The 17,750-nt window shown below is 63.2% G+C and carries 13 protein-coding genes and 2 tRNA genes; 8 read left to right on the top strand and 7 right to left on the bottom strand.

All coding sequences use genetic code 11. The features are described 5' to 3' along the window. Positions 1-31: 31 nt before the first annotated feature. Both glnA and ACVWYQ_RS06525 read right to left on the bottom strand, forming a co-directional pair. Complete coding sequence (glnA, locus tag ACVWYQ_RS06530) at positions 32-1,441, bottom strand: type I glutamate--ammonia ligase (RefSeq protein WP_036010292.1); 1,410 nt, start codon at positions 1,439-1,441, stop codon at positions 32-34. Positions 1,442-1,594: 153 nt separating this feature from the next. Further along, positions 1,595-1,933, bottom strand: a complete 339-nt coding sequence (locus ACVWYQ_RS06525) for a P-II family nitrogen regulator (protein WP_007603495.1) — start codon at positions 1,931-1,933, stop codon at positions 1,595-1,597. Between the two features lie 381 nt (positions 1,934-2,314). Here ACVWYQ_RS06525 and ACVWYQ_RS06520 point away from each other — a divergent pair, with 381 nt between their 5' ends. Beyond that, a complete protein-coding gene (locus ACVWYQ_RS06520; protein WP_404540823.1) occupies positions 2,315-3,814 on the top strand; it encodes an NAD(P)H-hydrate dehydratase in 1,500 nt (499 codons plus the stop codon). 4 nt (positions 3,815-3,818) lie between these two features. On the opposite strand, the gene ACVWYQ_RS06515 is transcribed toward ACVWYQ_RS06520, so the two are convergent. Next, positions 3,819-5,120 (bottom strand): multicopper oxidase family protein, encoded by a 1,302-nt coding sequence (locus ACVWYQ_RS06515; protein WP_456725528.1) that lies wholly within the window; start codon positions 5,118-5,120, stop codon positions 3,819-3,821. A gap of 154 nt (positions 5,121-5,274) precedes the next feature. Between ACVWYQ_RS06515 and ACVWYQ_RS06510 the strand changes: the two genes are divergently transcribed. The 3 genes from ACVWYQ_RS06510 to ACVWYQ_RS06500 all read left to right on the top strand — a co-directional run bounded on the left by ACVWYQ_RS06510 (position 5,275) and on the right by ACVWYQ_RS06500 (position 7,812). Beyond that, positions 5,275-5,359 (top strand) — tRNA-Leu (locus ACVWYQ_RS06510). Between the two features lie 174 nt (positions 5,360-5,533). Next, on the top strand, positions 5,534-6,895 hold the full coding sequence (tig, locus tag ACVWYQ_RS06505) for a trigger factor (protein ID WP_456725527.1): 1,362 nt from the start codon (positions 5,534-5,536) through the stop codon (positions 6,893-6,895). Between the two features lie 281 nt (positions 6,896-7,176). Then, a complete protein-coding gene (locus ACVWYQ_RS06500; RefSeq protein ID WP_025036638.1) occupies positions 7,177-7,812 on the top strand; it encodes an ATP-dependent Clp protease proteolytic subunit in 636 nt (211 codons plus the stop codon). A gap of 62 nt (positions 7,813-7,874) precedes the next feature. Here ACVWYQ_RS06500 and ACVWYQ_RS06495 read toward each other — a convergent pair whose 3' ends face one another. Continuing rightward, complete coding sequence (locus tag ACVWYQ_RS06495; RefSeq protein WP_225150083.1) at positions 7,875-8,081, bottom strand: hypothetical protein; 207 nt, start codon at positions 8,079-8,081, stop codon at positions 7,875-7,877. Positions 8,082-8,263: 182 nt separating this feature from the next. On the opposite strand from ACVWYQ_RS06495, the gene clpX reads away from it, so the two are divergent. The 3 genes from clpX (at position 8,264) to ACVWYQ_RS06480 (ending at position 12,756) form a co-directional block, all read left to right on the top strand. Then, positions 8,264-9,535, top strand: coding sequence for an ATP-dependent Clp protease ATP-binding subunit ClpX (gene clpX, locus ACVWYQ_RS06490; RefSeq protein ID WP_157283535.1), 1,272 nt, complete (start codon positions 8,264-8,266; stop codon positions 9,533-9,535). Positions 9,536-9,855: 320 nt separating this feature from the next. Beyond that, the gene (gene lon / locus ACVWYQ_RS06485; RefSeq protein ID WP_036010279.1) at positions 9,856-12,279 is read left to right on the top strand and encodes an endopeptidase La; all 2,424 of its coding nucleotides are present in this window, start codon (positions 9,856-9,858) and stop codon (positions 12,277-12,279) included. A gap of 72 nt (positions 12,280-12,351) precedes the next feature. Next, a complete protein-coding gene (locus tag ACVWYQ_RS06480) occupies positions 12,352-12,756 on the top strand; it encodes a GFA family protein (protein WP_456725526.1) in 405 nt (134 codons plus the stop codon). Between the two features lie 142 nt (positions 12,757-12,898). On the opposite strand, the gene ACVWYQ_RS06475 is transcribed toward ACVWYQ_RS06480, so the two are convergent. The 3 genes from ACVWYQ_RS06475 to ACVWYQ_RS06465 all read right to left on the bottom strand — a co-directional run bounded on the left by ACVWYQ_RS06475 (position 12,899) and on the right by ACVWYQ_RS06465 (position 15,276). Continuing rightward, a tRNA-Val gene (locus tag ACVWYQ_RS06475) sits at positions 12,899-12,975 on the bottom strand. 193 nt (positions 12,976-13,168) lie between these two features. Then, positions 13,169-13,531: a hypothetical protein gene (locus tag ACVWYQ_RS06470; RefSeq protein WP_456725525.1), complete on the bottom strand. Its 363-nt coding sequence runs from the start codon at positions 13,529-13,531 to the stop codon at positions 13,169-13,171. Positions 13,532-13,761: 230 nt separating this feature from the next. Then, the gene (locus ACVWYQ_RS06465; protein WP_271538036.1) at positions 13,762-15,276 is read right to left on the bottom strand and encodes an outer membrane protein; all 1,515 of its coding nucleotides are present in this window, start codon (positions 15,274-15,276) and stop codon (positions 13,762-13,764) included. 481 nt (positions 15,277-15,757) lie between these two features. On the opposite strand from ACVWYQ_RS06465, the gene ACVWYQ_RS06460 reads away from it, so the two are divergent. After that, the gene (locus ACVWYQ_RS06460; protein WP_404540829.1) at positions 15,758-17,713 is read left to right on the top strand and encodes an acyltransferase family protein; all 1,956 of its coding nucleotides are present in this window, start codon (positions 15,758-15,760) and stop codon (positions 17,711-17,713) included. Positions 17,714-17,750: the final 37 nt, after the last annotated feature.

Here is a 17,750-nt window from a genome sequence, read left to right as displayed (position 1 = left end):
CCTTTTGCTTGTCGCGGATGGTTCAGGCCGATCAGCCCGAATAGTACATGTCGAACTCGACCGGATGCGGGGTCATCTCGAAGCGCTCGACCTCGGTCATCTTCAGCTCGATATAGGCGTCGATGAAGTCGTCGTCGAACACGCCGCCGGCCTTGAGGAAGGCGCGGTCCTTGTCGAGGTTTTCGAGCGCCTCGCGAAGCGAGCCGCACACGGTCGGGATCTGCTTCAGCTCTTCCTTCGGCAAATCGTAGAGGTCCTTGTCCATCGCCGGACCCGGATCCATCTTGTTCTTGATGCCGTCGAGGCCAGCCATCAGCATCGCGGCGAAGCCGAGATAGGGATTGGCGAGCGGATCGGGGAAGCGCACCTCGACGCGCTTGGCCTTCGGCGAAGCGGTGTAGGGGATGCGGCACGACGCCGAGCGGTTGCGCGCGGAATAGGCGAGCAGCACGGGGGCCTCATAGCCCGGGACCAGACGCTTGTAGGAGTTGGTCGACGGGTTGGTGAAGGCGTTGATCGCCTTGGCGTGCTTGATGATGCCGCCGATATAGTGGAGGCAGGTCTCCGACAGGTCGGCGTACTTGTTGCCGGCGAACACCGGCTTGCCGTCCTTCCAGATCGACTGGTGCACGTGCATGCCCGAGCCGTTGTCGCCGTAGACCGGCTTCGGCATGAAGGTGGCGGTCTTGCCGTAGATGTGCGCGACCTGGTGGATGCAGTACTTGTAGATCTGGATGTGGTCGGCCATCAGCGTCAGCGTGTCGAACTTCATGCCGAGCTCGTGCTGGGCGGAAGCGACCTCGTGGTGATGCTTCTCGACCTTGACGCCCATCTTGGCCATGGCGCCGAGCATTTCCGAGCGCATGTCCTGCACCGAGTCCTGCGGCGGAACCGGGAAATAGCCGCCCTTGGTGCGGACGCGGTGGCCGAGATTGCCGCCTTCATATTCGGTGTCGGAGTTGGTCGGCAGCTCCGAGGAGTCGAGGCGGAAACCGGTGTTGTAGGGGGTGGAGGAGAAGCGCACGTCGTCGAACACGAAGAACTCTGCCTCGGGGCCGACGAACACGGCGTCGCCCACGCCCATCGACTTCACCATCGCCTCGGCCTTCTTGGCGATGCCGCGGGGGTCGCGGTTATAGGGCTCGCCGGTGGTCGGCTCGAGCACGTCGCAGGTGATGACCATGGTGGTCTCGGCGAAGAACGGGTCGATCGTCGCGGTCACCGGATCGGGCATCAGGCACATGTCGGACTCGTTGATCGCCTTCCAGCCGGCGATCGAGGAGCCGTCGAACATCGTCCCTTCGGCGAAGATGTCTTCATCGATCATGCTGACGTCGAACGTGACGTGCTGCCACTTGCCGCGCGGATCGGTGAAGCGCAGGTCGACGTACTTCACGTCGTTGTCCTTGATCGATTTCAGGACGTCTTTGGCGGTCTTCATGCATACCCCTTATGGCTCTGCGGGTCGGTTTCCAGGTGAGCAAGATTGTTCTCGCTTTTGGCGAGTTCGCGCGCGACCGCACAAACGAAATCAGGCCGCCGAAGCAGCCTTATTTCTTGTCAGAGTGTCGCAAAATGCGGGATAGCACCCGGCTCAGATAGCGTCCAGCCCGGATTCGCCGGTTCGGATGCGGATCGCCTCTTCGATGTTGGAGACGAAAATCTTGCCGTCGCCGATGCGGCCGGTCTGCGCGGCGCGGCGGATCGCGTCGATGGCGCGCTCGACCAGATCGTCGCCGATCACGATCTCGATTTTGACCTTCGGCAGGAAGTCGACGATGTATTCTGCGCCGCGGTAAAGTTCGGCGTGACCCTTCTGCCGGCCAAAGCCCTTGGCCTCGGTGACGGTGATGCCCTGCAGACCGACTTCTTGAAGCGCTTCCTTCACCTCGTCGAGCTTGAATGGCTTGATGATGGCTTCGATTTTCTTCACTGCGCGACTCCCGGCCTTTCGATCCAATAGCAACGTCTTCGTCAGGACGCGCATTTCTCAACGCACGATCTTGTCTTCTCTGTGCCGGGATCCCTGACCCGTCCGGCAACAACGGCCGGCCACGCCCTTCAAGATGTCAGTGAGCACGACGAACCGAAGCGGCTTCCTCGAAAGCAGGGTCTATGCCAAGTTGCAAATGCCCTGATTATCGGAGCGTTATCAGCCTTTTAACGAGCATCTCTGAGTGATGGTGCCGACCTGCACAAAATACCGAAGACCGCAAAATAGGCAAACGGTTCAATATATGTGCAGTTCGACGTTCCCGCCGCCGGATCGGCGCCAAATATGCCTGTTCAAGAGGCGTTTGTACTAGGAAGTGGCATGGAAGTTCTGACCAACGCCGAAATGCAGCGCGCCGACCAGCTCGCCATCGCGGCCGGCACGCCCGGTTTCAAGCTGATGCTCAGCGCCGGCCAGGCGGTCGCCGAGGCCGCCCATGCGCTGGTGGAGGAGGGGCCGATCCTGATCGTGGCCGGCCCCGGCAACAATGGCGGGGACGGTTTCGTGGCCGCGGCCGAGCTCGCCGCGCAGGGGCGCGAGGTCTCGGTGATCCTGATGTGCGAGCGGGACCAGCTCCAGGGCGATGCCGCCTCGGCCGCGCGCGGCTGGAAGCACCCGGTGCTGCCGTTCAACCCGCAGGCGATCGGCAGGCCTGCGCTGATCATCGATGCGCTGTTCGGTGCCGGCCTCAGCCGCACCGTGGATGGCGAAGCGCGCGCCATGATCGAGGCGATCAACGCCAACGGTGCCCCGGTGCTGGCGGTCGACCTGCCGAGCGGCATCAACGGCACCAGCGCGGCCGTGCTGGGCGTGGCGGTGAACGCCACCGAGACCGTCACCTTCTTCCGCAAGAAGCCGGCGCATCTGCTGTTGCCCGGGCGCATGCATTGCGGCCGCGTGCGCGTTGCCGACATCGGCATCGATGGGCAGGTGCTGGAGGAGATCGCGCCGCAGACCTTCGAGAACGATCCGGATCTCTGGCGCGCGGCCTTTCCGGTGCCCCGCATCGACGGCCACAAATACGCGCGCGGGCACGTGCTCGCGGTCTCGGGCGACGCAGCCGCGACCGGCGCGGCACGGCTCGCCGCGCGCAGCGCGCTTCGCGCCGGCGCGGGCCTCGTGACGCTGGCGAGCCCGCGCGATGCACTCGCGATCAATGCTGCCGCGCTGACCGCGGTGATGGTGCGCCCCCTCGATACCGCGGTCGAGTTCGGCGAGCTGCTCGGCGACAAGCGCTACAACACCTGCATCATCGGCCCCGGTGCTGGCATCGGTGAGCGCACCTGCGATCTCGTCCACACCGCGCTTACCGCGCACCGGCATCTGGTGCTCGATGCGGATGCGCTGACGAGCTTTGCCGCAACGCCCGAGCGCCTGTTTGAATCGATCAAGTCCTCGCAGGACAATGCGGTGGTGCTGACCCCGCACGAAGGCGAGTTTCCGCGCCTGTTCTCCGACCTCAGCAACAAGCATCCCGGCCGCTCCAAGCTCGAGCGCGTCCGCGCCGCCGCCGAGCGCTGCGGCGCCGTCGTGCTGCTGAAGGGCCCGGACACCACCGTCGCCGCCCCCGACGGCCGCGCCACCATCGCCGCCAATGCGCCGCCCTGGCTCGCCACGGCCGGCGCCGGCGACGTGCTGTCCGGGATCATCGCCGGGCTCCTGGCGCAAGGCGTGCCGGCGTTCGAGGCCGCCAGCATCGGTGTCTGGATGCACGGCGAGGCGGCGAGCGAAGCCGGTCCTGGCCTGATCGCGGAGGACCTTACCGAGACGCTGCCGGCCGTGCACCGGCGGATCTATGACGCGCTGGGCATCGAATACTGAACGTTCACTCCACCCCGTACCACCGCACCAGGCGCTGCGCGGCCCAGTCGGTCGCGACGGATTCGATCAGCCAGCGTCCGGGCGTGGTCGCGGCGAAGGCGATGCGCTGGGTCTGGCCGGGCTCGATCGCGAGTGTGTCGAGCCAGTAGGGCTTCCAGCCGTCGTCGAGCTTGTCGAGCAGGCGGAAATGGTGGCCGTGCAGGTGAAACACGGTGGTGATGGGGGCGGGGTTCTGCAGCGCCAGCACCACGATGCGGCCGGTCTTGGCGCGGAAGGCGGGGGCGGAGGCGGTGGAGAAGGTCGCGGGCCGTGCCCAGCCGGCATCGGTTGTACCGAGCGCGACATCGAACCGCAGGGCGCCTCTCAGATCGAGCTTCTCGGGCAGATCATTCGGCGGGAGCGGTTGGGGCGGCGGCAGCGGGGCGCGCTCCAGCGTCCTGGAGACGGTCAGGTTTCCGACCCGGCGCGCCTCCTTGCCATCATGCAGCAGAAATGGGGCCGAGGTGGCCGCATCCACGAAGGCGTCGGCCCGCGCACCAGGGGCCAGCACCAACGCGCCGTTGCGCGCGGGGAACGGCTCGGCCGGCTGGCCGTCGAGGGCCATCACGCGGACTTCGTGTTTTTCCAATTTGATTGCGAGAACAGAGCGTTGCGAGCCGTTGATGAAGCGTAGCCGCAGCCGCTCGCCCGCCGAAGCTGAGAGTTCGAATGAAGTCTCTCCGTTGATTGTGTAAAGCGGCGTCGTGTCCTTCGGGTCCTGGCCCGGCGGGACCGCGGTGCCATCCGGCCGTAGGCGCCATTCCTGGATCAGCAGGAGCTCGTCACGATCGACGGCGACCGGGCCGGTTTCGGCCACGATGATCGGAAGCGCGCGTGCGGGCTGCTGCAGGCGGTGCTCGAAGAGGCGGAAGTCGGCCAGCAGGGTGCCTGCATTAGGCACTGAAATAATTGATGTTTCCGTCGCATCCGGCGCTGCCGGGGCGCGGCCGCGGAGCGGGTCGGCGGCCATCGGCGCGTGGAGGCTGTACCAGACTGGCGCAATCGGCACAGGGAGGTTGTTGCTGAAGACCACCTGGCACCGGTCGAAACGCTTGAGACGCACGTCTTTGAGGTGGCTTACCGCGGCCAGTTCCCAGATTGGTGTAGCCGGCTGACCCGGTCTCAAAGCCAGCGTTGCCGGCCTCGCCTGCAGCGCGAGCTGGGCCGTGACGGAGGGGCCCGCGCCGCCCACGATCAGCCCGGCTGCCGAGGCCCCTAAGCCGGCCAAAACCTCGCGCCGATGGGGAGCATGGATCCGCGTTGTCATGGCACGATCCGGACCACGCCGTGCTGGATAAGTCCAGCCGCAGTGCCTACTTGAAGCTTGCCTCCATCAGGCCATTTTTTTGCTGCGAACAGTCAGGCACATGCTATAAGCCCGGCCGCCCGCGGCATCGCGGCCGGTCTTGATGCGAATTCACGCGGGCGTGGCGGAACTGGTAGACGCGCTGGATTTAGGTTCCAGTGACGAAAGTTGTGGGGGTTCGAGTCCCTCCGCCCGCACCAAGCGCTTATCGCGTTTGCACGGATTACGAGGCCTGCTTTCGCGCGGATGATCATCCGCCTGGAGCGGGTCCGATGAACCACCGGCGTGGAGGCGATCGCCTCGCGCCGGATCGATTAACGACAGCGTCCCGACGCGCGACGTGCCGGGGCCGAACGAAAAGAAGATTGGACGCCATGCAGGTCACAGAAACCCTCTCGGAAGGTTTGAAGCACGAGTTCAAGATCAGCGTTCCCGCGTCTGATCTCGACGCCAAGGCCGGCGCCAAGCTCGTCGACCTCAAGGACAAGGTCCGCATCAACGGCTTCCGTCCGGGCAAGGTGCCGGTCTCGCACCTGAAGAAGGTTTATGGCCGCTCGGTGATGGCCGAGACCATCGACCAGACCATCCGCGACACCAACACGCAGCTGTTCTCCGAGCGCGGCTTCCGCCTCGCGACCGAGCCGAAAATCACCATGCCGACAGAGCAGAAGGACGTCGAGGAGCTGCTGAGCGGCAAGACGGATCTGACCTACACGGTGGCCATCGAAGTGGTGCCGGCGATCGCGCTCGCCGACTTCAAGAGCTTCCAGGTCGAGAAGCCCGTTGCCGAGGTCACCGACGCCGACGTCGAGGAGGCGATCAAGCGCATCGCCGATTCCAATCGCACCTACGCCGACAAGGGCGAGGGCGCCAAGGCAGAGCAGGGCGACCGCGTCACCATCAACTTCACGGGCCGCATCAACGGCGAAGTCTTCGAAGGCGGCACCGGCGAGGGCATCCAGGTCCTGATCGGCTCCAATACCTTCATTCCGGGCTTCGAGGAGCAGCTCATCGGCATCGGCGCGGGTGAGACGCGCACGCTGAAGGTGTCGTTCCCGAAGAACTACATGAACGACAAGCTCGCCGGGCAGCCGGCCGAGTTCGAGACCACCGCGACGCTGATCGAGGCGCCGCAGGACCTTGCGATCGACGACGAGTTCGCCAAGTCGCTCGGCCTGGAATCGCTGGACAAGCTCAAGGAAGCCGCGCGCGAGCGCCTGACCGCCGAGTTCGCCACCGCTACGCGCCAGCGCGTCAAGCGCGCGTTGCTCGACCGCCTCGACGAGGCGCATCGCTTCGAGGCGCCGCCCTCGCTGGTGGACGAGGAGTTCAGCCTGATGTGGAACTCGGTCAAGGCCGAGATGGACTCCGCCGGCAAGACCTTTGCCGACGAGGACACCACCGAGGACAAGGCGAAGGAGGAGTATCGCAAGATCGCCGATCGCCGCGTGCGGCTTGGCCTGGTGCTCTCCGAGATCGGCGAGAAGAACAAGATCACGGTGACCGACGACGAGGTCGGCCGCGCCGTGATCGAGCGCGCGCGCTCGATGCCCGGCCGCGAAAAGGAGGTCTGGGACTTCTACCGCAACAACGCCCAGGCGTTGGCCCAGCTTCGTGCACCGATCTACGAGGACAAGGTGGTCGACTTCATCCTCGAGCTCGCCAACGTGACCGAGAAGAAGGTTTCGCGCGAGGACCTCTACAAGGACGACGACGCGGAAAAGACCGCGGCCTGAAGGGTTTGAGATAGTCCGCTATTAAGGATGATGAGCGAAGAGGCCCAGCTAGCCAGGTGGCCGGCTGGGCCTCTTTGTGCGAATCAGTTCAACTGCCGCCACGGATTAAGCCTTAATGCGCTGCGCACTTGTCAGAAGCGAAATGGGCTATATCTGTCGCTACGCCTTTCTACTTCTTACCCAAGTTCCTGCATCACAGGACGTCCATTCGCCTTCCGGCAAATCCAGCCAAGCTGGCAAGCCTGCCCGGCGATGTCCGTCTCCGAAACCCTAGGTGACTCATGCGCGATCCGGTTGAAACCTACATGAACCTCGTGCCCATGGTGGTCGAGCAGACCAACCGTGGCGAGCGCGCCTACGACATTTTCTCGCGCCTCTTGAAGGAGCGCATCATCTTCGTGACCGGCCCGGTCGAGGACGGCATGTCGACGCTGATCGTCGCGCAGCTCTTGTTCCTCGAGGCGGAAAATCCGAAGAAGGAAATCTCGATGTACATCAACTCGCCGGGCGGCGTGGTGACGTCGGGCCTTGCGATCTACGACACCATGCAGTTCATCCGCCCGCCGGTCTCGACCCTGTGCACCGGTCAGGCGGCTTCGATGGGCTCGCTGCTGCTTTGCGCTGGCGAGAAGGACATGCGCTTCTCGCTGCCGAACGCGCGCATCATGGTGCACCAGCCCTCCGGCGGCTTCCAGGGCCAGGCGACCGATATCATGCTGCACGCCCAGGAGATCCTGAACCTGAAGAAGCGGCTCAACGAGATCTACGTCAAGCACACCGGCCAGACCTACAAGTCGATCGAGGATGCGTTGGAGCGCGACAAGTTCCTGACCGCGAACGACGCCAAGGAGTTTGGCCTGGTCGACAAGGTGATCGACAAGCGCGCCGAGGAGCCGGCGCCGGCGAAGGCCCCGTAGCACTACTGGGGCGTCACGACGAGCCCTCGGTTTGCCGTGGACCCGTCAGGGCGGCGTTCACGTTAGGTGCGCGTGCGCACGGCGCAAAACGCGGTTTTGCGCCCTGCGACAAGCAGAAAGTTCCGCTTTCGTGCTTGTTTTTCGTGGCAATCCAGCAACGCCGGGGTGTTTTCGATCACTTCGCCCGTGCCAAGACCGGAAATCACGGTATTGTCACGGGTAGCCGGCGACCCCCGATTAGCGAATTCTTGATAGTCGGGTGACAGCATGGTTGGCTACGATTGATCGGCTATGATCGCGGGAGAATCGAGCCACCGTGATTCGCACGGAATGTAGTAAAGCGTAGGGTCTTTTTTGGTACGGAATTTGCTCTACTTAAGCTTCATGCCGACCATCGTGTCGGAATGGAGCGATCGAGCGGAACGGGATCGAACCGCGGACGGAGACATGAATGAGTAAGGTCGGCACGAGCGACTCCAAGAACACGCTATATTGCTCGTTCTGCGGCAAGAGCCAGCACGAAGTCCGCAAACTGATCGCGGGTCCCACGGTCTTCATCTGCGACGAGTGCGTCGAGCTCTGCATGGACATCATCCGCGAGGAGAACAAGTCCTCGCTGGTCAAGTCGCGCGACGGTATTCCGACGCCGAAGGAAATCTGCAAGGTGCTGGACGATTACGTCATCGGCCAGAGCCATGCGAAGAAGGTCCTCTCGGTCGCGGTGCACAATCACTACAAGCGCCTCAACCATCAGACCAAGCACAACGACGTCGAACTCGCGAAGTCGAACATCCTGCTGATCGGTCCGACCGGCTCGGGCAAGACGCTGCTCGCTCAGACGCTCGCCCGCATCCTGGACGTGCCATTCACGATGGCCGACGCCACGACGCTGACGGAGGCCGGCTATGTCGGCGAGGACGTCGAGAACATCATCCTGAAGCTGCTCCAGGCCGCCGACTACAACGTCGAGCGCGCCCAGCGCGGCATCGTCTACATCGACGAAATCGATAAGATCAGCCGCAAGTCCGACAACCCCTCGATCACGCGCGATGTGTCGGGTGAGGGCGTGCAGCAGGCGCTGCTCAAGATCATGGAAGGCACGGTGGCTTCGGTCCCGCCGCAGGGCGGCCGCAAGCATCCGCAGCAGGAGTTCCTGCAGGTGGATACCACCAACATCCTGTTCATCTGCGGCGGCGCCTTCGCCGGCCTGGAGAAGATCATCTCGGCCCGCGGTCGGTCGACCTCGATCGGCTTCGGCGCCCACGTGCTCGCGCCGGAGGATCGCCGGACCGGTGAGATCTTCCGTCACGTCGAGCCTGAGGACCTCCTGAAGTACGGCCTCATCCCCGAATTCGTCGGCCGTCTGCCGGTTGTGGCGACGCTCGAGGACCTCGACGAGACCTCGCTGAAGAAGATCCTGACCGAGCCGAAGAACGCGCTGGTGAAACAGTACCAGCGGCTGTTCGAAATGGAGAACATCGAGCTGACCTTCGCCGACGAGGCGCTTGGCGCGGTCGCCCGCAAGGCGATCGAGCGCAAGACCGGCGCGCGAGGCCTGCGTTCGATCCTCGAGGCGATCCTGCTCGAGACCATGTTCGACCTGCCGGGCCTGGAGGGTGTGGAAGAAGTCGTGATTTCCCGCGAAGTCGTGGAAGGCACGGCGCGTCCGCTCTACATCTACGCCGATCGGTCCGATCGCGCCGTCGAGAACGCCAGCGCCTGATCTGACGGCGCTGGAACGCTCCAATCGTCTCCTCGAAGTGGGCTGCGGAACTGTATTTCCGCAGCCGGTGTTGCGTCGCTTGTTGCGTGCGTAAGCGCCTGATGGCGCGCGTTTTTCAATGACTTGACACCCCCCGGGTCGATAGCCACCTAATGTCGGCGGCGAGCGAAAATTCTCTTCAAGATTCGCCTCAGTTCCGTTCCGGCGAGCCGGTCCAACTTGTAGAGGACCGACCGGTTCTGCGGATCACCTCGGCACCTTGTGGCGGTTGCGCATGATCGCGGGCTGCGTGCAAGGGGGCAAAGCAAAAGGAAAAGGCCATGACCAATCCAAAACCCCGGCCAACCATCGTTCATGGCGAAGCGCACGCCTATCCCGTGCTGCCGCTGCGCGACATCGTCGTCTTTCCGCACATGATCGTTCCGCTCTTCGTCGGTCGCGAGAAGTCGATCCGCGCACTCGAAGAGGTGATGAAGAACGACGCGCTGATCATGCTCGCGACGCAGAAGAACGCGTCCGACGATGATCCGGCGCCCGATGCCATTTACGAGACCGGGACGCTTGCCAGCGTGCTGCAGCTCCTGAAGCTTCCCGACGGCACCGTGAAGGTGCTGGTCGAGGGCCTCGAGCGTGCGCGCGTGGCGAAGTACACCGACCGCGCCGACTATTATGAGGCGACCGCCGTCGCGCTCGCCGACACCGATGCGAAATCGGTCGAGGCGGAAGCGCTGGCGCGCTCGGTCGTGTCCGACTTCGAGAGCTATGTGAAGCTCAACAAGAAGATCTCGGCCGAGGTCGTCGGCGTCGTGCAGGCGATCACTGATTTCGCCAAGCTGGCCGATACGGTCGCCTCGCATCTCGCCGTCAAGATCGCCGATCGGCAAGGAATCCTGGAGACGCTGTCCGTCACCACGCGCCTGGAGAAGGTGCTGGGCCTGATGGAGAGCGAGATCTCGGTTCTGCAGGTCGAGAAGCGCATCCGTTCTCGCGTCAAACGACAAATGGAGAAGACCCAGCGCGAGTATTACCTCAACGAGCAGATGAAGGCGATCCAGAAGGAACTCGGCGACGACGACGGTCGCGACGAGCTCGCCGATCTCGAAGAGAAGATCTCCAAGACCAAGCTCTCCAAGGAAGCGCGCGAGAAGGCGCAGCATGAATTGAAGAAGCTGCGCCAGATGTCGCCGATGTCTGCGGAGGCGACCGTCGTGCGCAACTATCTGGATTGGCTGCTGTCGATCCCGTGGAACAAGAAGTCCAAGGTGAAGAAGGACCTGGAGCAGGCGCAAGCCATCTTGGACTCCGATCACTACGGTCTTGAGAAGGTCAAGGAGCGTATCGTCGAGTACCTCGCGGTGCAGTCGCGCGCCAACAAGCTGACGGGGCCGATCCTGTGCCTGGTCGGGCCTCCCGGCGTCGGCAAGACCTCGCTCGGCAAGTCGATCGCGAAGGCGACGGGGCGCGAGTTCGTGCGCGTCTCGCTCGGCGGCGTGCGCGACGAGGCCGAGATCCGCGGTCACCGCCGCACCTATATCGGCTCGATGCCCGGCAAGATCATCCAGTCGATGCGCAAGGCGAAGTCGTCCAATCCGCTGTTCCTCTTGGACGAGATCGACAAGATGGGCGCCGATTTCCGCGGCGATCCGTCCTCGGCGCTGCTCGAGGTTCTCGACCCCGAGCAGAACGGGACCTTCAACGACCACTATCTCGAGGTCGACTACGATCTGTCCAACGTGATGTTCATCACCACCGCGAATACGCTCAATATTCCGGGGCCCCTGATGGACCGCATGGAGATCATCCGGATCGCGGGCTACACCGAGAACGAGAAAGTCGAGATCTCGCGCAAGCACCTGATCCCGAACGCGGTGTCCAAGCATGGCCTCGACTCCAAGGAGTTCTCGATCGACGACGAGGCGCTGCTGCTGCTGATCCGCCGCTACACCCGCGAAGCGGGCGTGCGTAACCTGGAGCGTGAGCTCTCTACACTGGCCCGCAAGGCGGTGAAGGAGCTGATGATCTCCAAGAAGAAGTCGGTCAAGGTCACCGAGAAGACTCTGGAAGAGTTGCTCGGCGTGCCGAAGTACCGCTTCGGCGAGATCGAGAGCGAGCCGCAGGTCGGTATCGTCACCGGCCTTGCCTGGACCGATGTCGGCGGCGAGCTGCTGACGATCGAAGGCGTCATGATGCCCGGCAAGGGCAAGATGACGGTCACGGGCAATCTGCGCGACGTCATGAAGGAGTCGATCTCCGCGGCGGCGTCCTACGTCCGCTCGCGAGCGATCAACTACGGCGTCGAGCCGCCGCTGTTCGACAAGCGCGACATCCACGTGCACGTGCCGGAGGGCGCGACGCCGAAGGATGGTCCGTCCGCAGGCGTTGCGATGGCCACCGCGATCATCTCGGTCATGACCGGCATCCCGGTTCGCCATGATGTCGCGATGACCGGCGAAATCACGCTGCGCGGCCGCGTGCTGCCGATCGGCGGCCTCAAGGAGAAGCTGCTGGCTGCGGCCCGCGGCGGCATCAAAACGGTGCTGATCCCCGAGGACAACGCCAAGGATCTCACGGAGATTTCCGATGCGATCAAGGGCGGAATGGAGATCATCCCGGTCTCGCGCCTCGATGACGTCGTCGCCAAGGCCCTGGTGAAGAAGCCTACGCCGATCGTCTGGGAAGAGGACACCAAAGTGACGGTGAAGCCGGACGGCGATGAAGCCGCCGGCGGTCTGACCGCTCACTGAGATCGCTGCTCGAAAATGATGATAAAACGGCGCCTTCGGGCGCCGTTTTTGTTTGGGGAAGGGGAGGAGGCAATGCACGTCGATGGGCAATGCCATTGCGGGAAGATCGCGTTCGAGGCCGAGGTCGATCCGGAGGCTGTCTCGGTCTGTCACTGCACCGATTGCCAGACGCTGACCGGCTCGCCGTTCCGCGTGACGGCCATCTGCACCAAGGCCGATGTCCGACTGACCCGTGGCTCGCCCAAAATCTACGGCAAGCGCGGCGACAACGGCCGCATGCGCTTCCAGCATTTCTGTGCTGATTGCGGTTCCCCGCTGTTCACCAGCGGCGAGGGCGATCAGGCCGACGATTGGGGCATCCGTTGGGGCTCGATCCGCCAGCGCGGCGCGCTGCGGCCGGTGAGGCAGATCTGGTGCCAATCGGCAGCGGTGTGGATCGACGCCGTGCCCCTGCTGCCGGGGCGTCCGCAGGATTGATGGCTGAGATTGCCGGGCTGAATTTCGCCGCGATAAGCCCGCCTTCGCCCGTTGGGCTTCGGCGCGGCAGCCTTCGCTCGCTTCGCGCCCATGACCTGCTGTGCTGGCCTGCCGAGCCGTAGCTCGCGAAGCGAGCGAAGGCTGGTGGGCGGTCACGGATTCGAACCGCGGACCCTCTCGGTGTAAACGAGATGCTCTAACCAGCTGAGCTAACCGCCCAATGGCGCCTCTTTAGCGCCCCGGCGGGTGCCGAAGCAAGGGCCGAGCGCGCCCGACCCGGCTGCAATTGCCGGCCCGGTGAGAGCTTTCATGTCGGACACGGCCAGCCCTGCAGCAGGTCCGCTGCAGGGCAATCTTCTCGCAGCGCGGATCTCGACGTCCGGCCGAGGAGCTGGCGATCATGCTCCGGGTGTCAGGCCGTCTTGGTGAACATCGTCAGAACACCGTCGACGATGTTGATCGCGACGACTTGTGCCGAGCTCAAGCCCTTGGCCTTGAGCACGGATGCGGCCTGCGGTGTGGCGTCGATGGACTGCCGAAGCGACTGGATGTCCTTTTCGTTGGTATGCGCCACGAGTTCATCGACCTTCGCGCGCACGGCCGGCTGCAATTCCTTGAGGTCCACAACCTGTATGCTCCGGATCACCGTGCTGGACTGCGTGGATGGTTGCTCCGTGTCGGATTGCGATGATGCGCCCTGTGCCTGCACCAGGGCAGGTGTTCCCAGCGAGAGAGCTGCAACGATGACGGATGCCGTGAAGCTGCGCATGGTCATGCCTTTCCTATTTGAGAAGCCCGCGAACCTAGCGAGGAAATCTGGTTGGCGTCTGATTCCGATGTGGCCGTTCGGTGAAACCAATGCGGCCGCAATGCGCGGATGGGCGCTCGTGTCGGGTCTGGAGCCCAGAGCGCAACTCTGTTCCCGACTTCCACACGATCGAATGCAGAAAGCGAAAGCCCCGGAGGAACCGGGGCTTTGCGTTAGCGAGAGATCAGCATGGAAGATCAGTACTTCGCCACAACCGGGCCTCCGCCCCAGTTGAAGCGATAGACCAGTTGGCTGCGAACGGCATGAACCCATTTCTCGGAATCGATTGACGCTCCGACCGACAGACCCGTTGCAGTGTCGCGGATGGCGTTCGTCCCGGTGTTGAATTCAGAGAATCGATATTCAGTCTTCCAGAACAGGCCAGGCACGATCTTCAGCGCGTGTTCTTGGCCGGCGCCGATGAACCAGCCACGGTAGGTACGCTTGTCCATGAACTCGCCGCTTGGTCTTCCGAATGGCGCAGCGTTGAGGGTGAAATCAGTACGGTCAAAGTTGGCTTCGGTATAGCCGACTGAGAAATAGGTCAGAAGGCTCGGGGCGGCCAGCCAGCCGAGCCGGCCGCCACCCGCCCAGGCCGAGCTCATCTTTTCCTCGCCGACGATCCCGAAGCGCGGCGGGCTGAGCTGGCCCTTCAGGCTGCTGAGATCGTAATCGCCGAATGCGCCGACGACAAAGGCGGCGCCCGCTGCCGCAAACTGGTAGTCGCAGCCGCCCTGCACCGTGCCGAAGAAGCCGCGGCCTCCGGTCGTTGCCGTATCGCTGAAGCGGGTCCTTGGCGGTCCGTCGAGATAGGTCGTGTTGTCCTGATTCCACAGCCCGTAGCCGCCGCCACCACCGACGTAGCAGCCAGTCCAATTCGTAACCGGCATCGGAGTCGGAGGCGCCTTCAGGTAGGCAGGGGAAGTTACATCGGCGGCCGATCCGCTCGAATTGAAGCGGTAAACCAACTCGCTGCGGACCGTGTGGACGTACTTCTTCGAATCTTCGGAAAAGCCGATCGGCAAGCCGCTCGCCGTGTCCCGGATCGGATTTGTCCCGACATCGAAGTCGGAGAACCGGTATTCCGTTTTCCAGAAGAGACCCGGCAGGAAGCCCAGCGCATATTCGGCGCCGGAGCCGATGAACCAACCATTGTAGGTCCGCTTGTCCTGATAAAGTCCGGCCGAAACGCCGAACGGCGGGAAGTTCAGATTGAAGTTCGTGCGGTCGAAGGTTGCTTCGGTGTAACCCGCCGAGACATAGGTCAGCAGGCTGGGAGTCGCCAGCCAGCCGAGACGGCCGCCGACAGCCCAGGCCGAGCTCATCTTCTCGTCACCAACCATGGAGAAGCCGGAGGGAGTGAGCCGTCCGGTCAGGCTGGAGAAATCATAATCACCGAAAGCTCCGATCACGAAGCGCTCGCCGGCCGCGGCAAACTGATAGTCGCATCCCGCCTGTACCGTGCCGAAGTATCCGCGGCCGCCCGTGGTGGTGGTATCGGCATTCTGAAAGCGGGCCGGACCGTCGACAAAAGTCGAATTTTCCTGATTCCACATGCCGTAGCCGCCGCCGCCCGCGACGTAGCAGCCGGTCCAGTTGGCGACTGCTGCGGCGACAGCCGGTGGCCTGGAGGATTTGCGCGGAAGGTCGGCTGCCAATGCTGATCCGGAAAACGTCACCAATGCCACGAGGGCGGGCGCAACCTGCTTCATTCCAACATCCCCATTCCACCAAGCCGTGGCTCAGCGACCGCTCGCCCGCCAAAGTCGACTCCTCGGGGACAACATACGAAGTTTGGTTCAGAATGCTGTTGCAGGAAGGCTACAATCGCGGAAAGTGTGCTGCTCGCCTGTGCATTTCCAACCGCGAGCCGGGCTTTTTGCGACATTCCGTTTCTGGTGTCGGTCTCGCGGACGCAGAGGCTACGGCGCTTGGTCCTTCGAAGGGACCGGGTGGCGTTCGGAAGAATGTCTTTGCTACCAGAGGGCCAAGTGTGCGGCCCGTCGAGACATCTCCGAGCGTCAGTCTGCGATCCGACGCGGCTCGGACGGGCCGGATGGAACGGGCCGACTGCCGTCGGTTCCGGCCGCATCTTGTGCTTGCGGCCTGTCTTCGCCTCGGGCATATCGGCCCGAACCGGGACGCGTAGAGCGGCTGCCCTCCCAAGCACCATCTGGATCCGACGCCGGCCATATGCCGACCAAGCTGCCCTACCGACCGGAGATCGACGGCCTGCGAGCAATCGCGGTCCTGCCCGTCATTCTCTATCATGCCGGAATTCCCGGATTCTCGGGCGGCTTCGTCGGTGTCGACGTCTTCTTCGTGATCAGCGGCTATCTGATCACATCGATCATCCTGGACGAATATGAGAACGGCGGCTTCAGCTTTGTCCGCTTCTACGAGCGGCGCGCCCGGCGCATTCTGCCGCCCCTGTTCCTGGTCTGCCTCGTGTGCATTCCGTTCGCGATCTACTCGCTGAGCCCGCACGATCTCGAGGAGTTCGCCAAGAGCCTGCTCTCGGTTTGCGGTTTCGTTTCGAACTTCTTCTTCTGGTCGCAAAGCGGCTATTTCGACGGGCCAACCGAGCTCAAGCCGCTCATCCATACCTGGAGTCTGGCGGTCGAAGAGCAATTTTACCTGGTGTTTCCGATCGCGCTGTTCTGGTTTCTCAAGCTCGGTCGGCGTCACGCCATCGCGTTGTTTGTCGCAACCGCGATACTGAGCTTCGCCCTCGCTGTGTGGGGATCGCATCACGCGACGGCAGCGACCTTCTACCTCTTGCCGGCAAGGTTCTGGGAGCTTGCAATCGGTGCACTGCTGCCGTTGTGCCGTATCGAGGCCGGAGCACGGCGCTTGCCGCGTCTGGTCGCGGAGCCGCTAGCGCTGCTCGGCCTTGCGTTGATCGTGATCCCCATTTTCACCTATCACAACATTCCCTATCCCGGCGTCTACACGCTGCCGCCGACACTCGGCACGGCGCTGGCGATCGTGTTCCTGCGACCTGGCACGCTATCGGGCCGTATCGTTGCGACGCGCGGATTGGTTGGCATCGGCCTGATCAGCTACAGCGCCTATCTCTGGCATCAGCCTGTGTTCGCGTTCGCGCGGCTCGGCGCAATCTATGATGCCAACATCCCGGTCTTCATCGGCCTTTCGGCAATTACATTGCTCCTGGCCTACCTGACCTACGTGCTGGTCGAACGCCCGGTGCGCGATCGCAAGCGCTTCACCCGGAACGAGGTGTTCGCCTATTGCGGCGCTGCATCCGCTGGACTTGCTTGCCTCGGCCTCGTCGGCATCTTCACGGGCGGGCTCGAGAACAACTATCTCGCCCGCAACGACATGGCGACCCAGCGGGCCTATGCGCTCATCAAGCAATACGGCTTGCGCGACATCAAGGCCCGACTTATCGACAGCGGCTGCCGGTTCTGGTCTCCCCGTCCGGACGAGGCGTTCGAGGCGCGGTTTCGATCCTGTGCCGAGAAGCATGGCGCGGCGACCATGGTCGTCGGCGACTCGCATGGCGAGAACGTCTACAACGCGGTTGCGAAAGCCAAGCCCGGCGAGTTCGTCGTTGGCCTCGTCAACGAAGGCTGCCGAGCGTGGAACGACAGCGATGCTTGCCCGTATTCCAGGCTCGCAGGCTTCCTGGAGCGCAACGGCGCTTCGGTGCGCGGCATTGTCTTCAACGTGTCGGGAGCTCACCTTCTGACGGACTTGCAGGGTAACTCGGAGAACCACCATCTGTTCGAGTGGAAGACTGGTTTTCTCATCAACTACGAGAAGGTGCGCTTCACCATCAATTATCTCCGGACCATCGCGCCGCTGGCGAAGGTGGTATGGCTCGGTCCTTTTGTTGAAGCACGGGTCAATTTCCGCGATCCGCCCTCAATCGCCAGGGATGGCTTCAGGATGAACCCCGTCTCGCTCCATCATTTCAAGGCGCTTGACAGCGAGATTGCCAAGGAGGTCGCCGAGGGGCCGCAGACCTTCAAGTACCTGTCATTCTATGACGTGTTCAAGGTTGATCAGTATTTCCTGGTGACCGGCGATTGCCTGACGTTCAGCGATCCCGATCATCTGAGCGCTTGCGGCGAGGAATTGCTTGGCGAGAAGCTCAAGGCGCATCTGCCCTGGGCGAATTCGTAGGCGAGCTGCGGAAGCATCCGAGGCCTGTGCGCCGATC

The sequence above is a fragment of the Bradyrhizobium sp. USDA 3397 genome (assembly GCF_054060965.1).
Note: the sequence above shows the minus strand (reverse complement) of the source record. Positions and strands in the feature narration are given on the sequence as shown.

What these genes read in the sequence shown, in the direction of transcription:
- ACVWYQ_RS06470 (WP_456725525.1), bottom strand. Translation starts at nt 13,531, where the DNA reads ATGACCATGCGCAGCTTCACGGCATCCGTCATCGTTGCAGCTCTCTCG.
- ACVWYQ_RS06460 (WP_404540829.1), top strand. Translation starts at nt 15,758, where the DNA reads ATGCCGACCAAGCTGCCCTACCGACCGGAGATCGACGGCCTGCGAGCA.
- glnA (WP_036010292.1), bottom strand. Translation starts at nt 1,441, where the DNA reads ATGAAGACCGCCAAAGACGTCCTGAAATCGATCAAGGACAACGACGTG.
- ACVWYQ_RS06520 (WP_404540823.1), top strand. Translation starts at nt 2,315, where the DNA reads ATGGAAGTTCTGACCAACGCCGAAATGCAGCGCGCCGACCAGCTCGCC.
- clpX (WP_157283535.1), top strand. Translation starts at nt 8,264, where the DNA reads ATGAGTAAGGTCGGCACGAGCGACTCCAAGAACACGCTATATTGCTCG.
- ACVWYQ_RS06495 (WP_225150083.1), bottom strand. Translation starts at nt 8,081, where the DNA reads ATGCTGTCACCCGACTATCAAGAATTCGCTAATCGGGGGTCGCCGGCT.
- tig (WP_456725527.1), top strand. Translation starts at nt 5,534, where the DNA reads ATGCAGGTCACAGAAACCCTCTCGGAAGGTTTGAAGCACGAGTTCAAG.
- lon (WP_036010279.1), top strand. Translation starts at nt 9,856, where the DNA reads ATGACCAATCCAAAACCCCGGCCAACCATCGTTCATGGCGAAGCGCAC.
- ACVWYQ_RS06500 (WP_025036638.1), top strand. Translation starts at nt 7,177, where the DNA reads ATGCGCGATCCGGTTGAAACCTACATGAACCTCGTGCCCATGGTGGTC.
- ACVWYQ_RS06515 (WP_456725528.1), bottom strand. Translation starts at nt 5,120, where the DNA reads ATGACAACGCGGATCCATGCTCCCCATCGGCGCGAGGTTTTGGCCGGC.
- ACVWYQ_RS06480 (WP_456725526.1), top strand. Translation starts at nt 12,352, where the DNA reads ATGCACGTCGATGGGCAATGCCATTGCGGGAAGATCGCGTTCGAGGCC.
- ACVWYQ_RS06465 (WP_271538036.1), bottom strand. Translation starts at nt 15,276, where the DNA reads ATGAAGCAGGTTGCGCCCGCCCTCGTGGCATTGGTGACGTTTTCCGGA.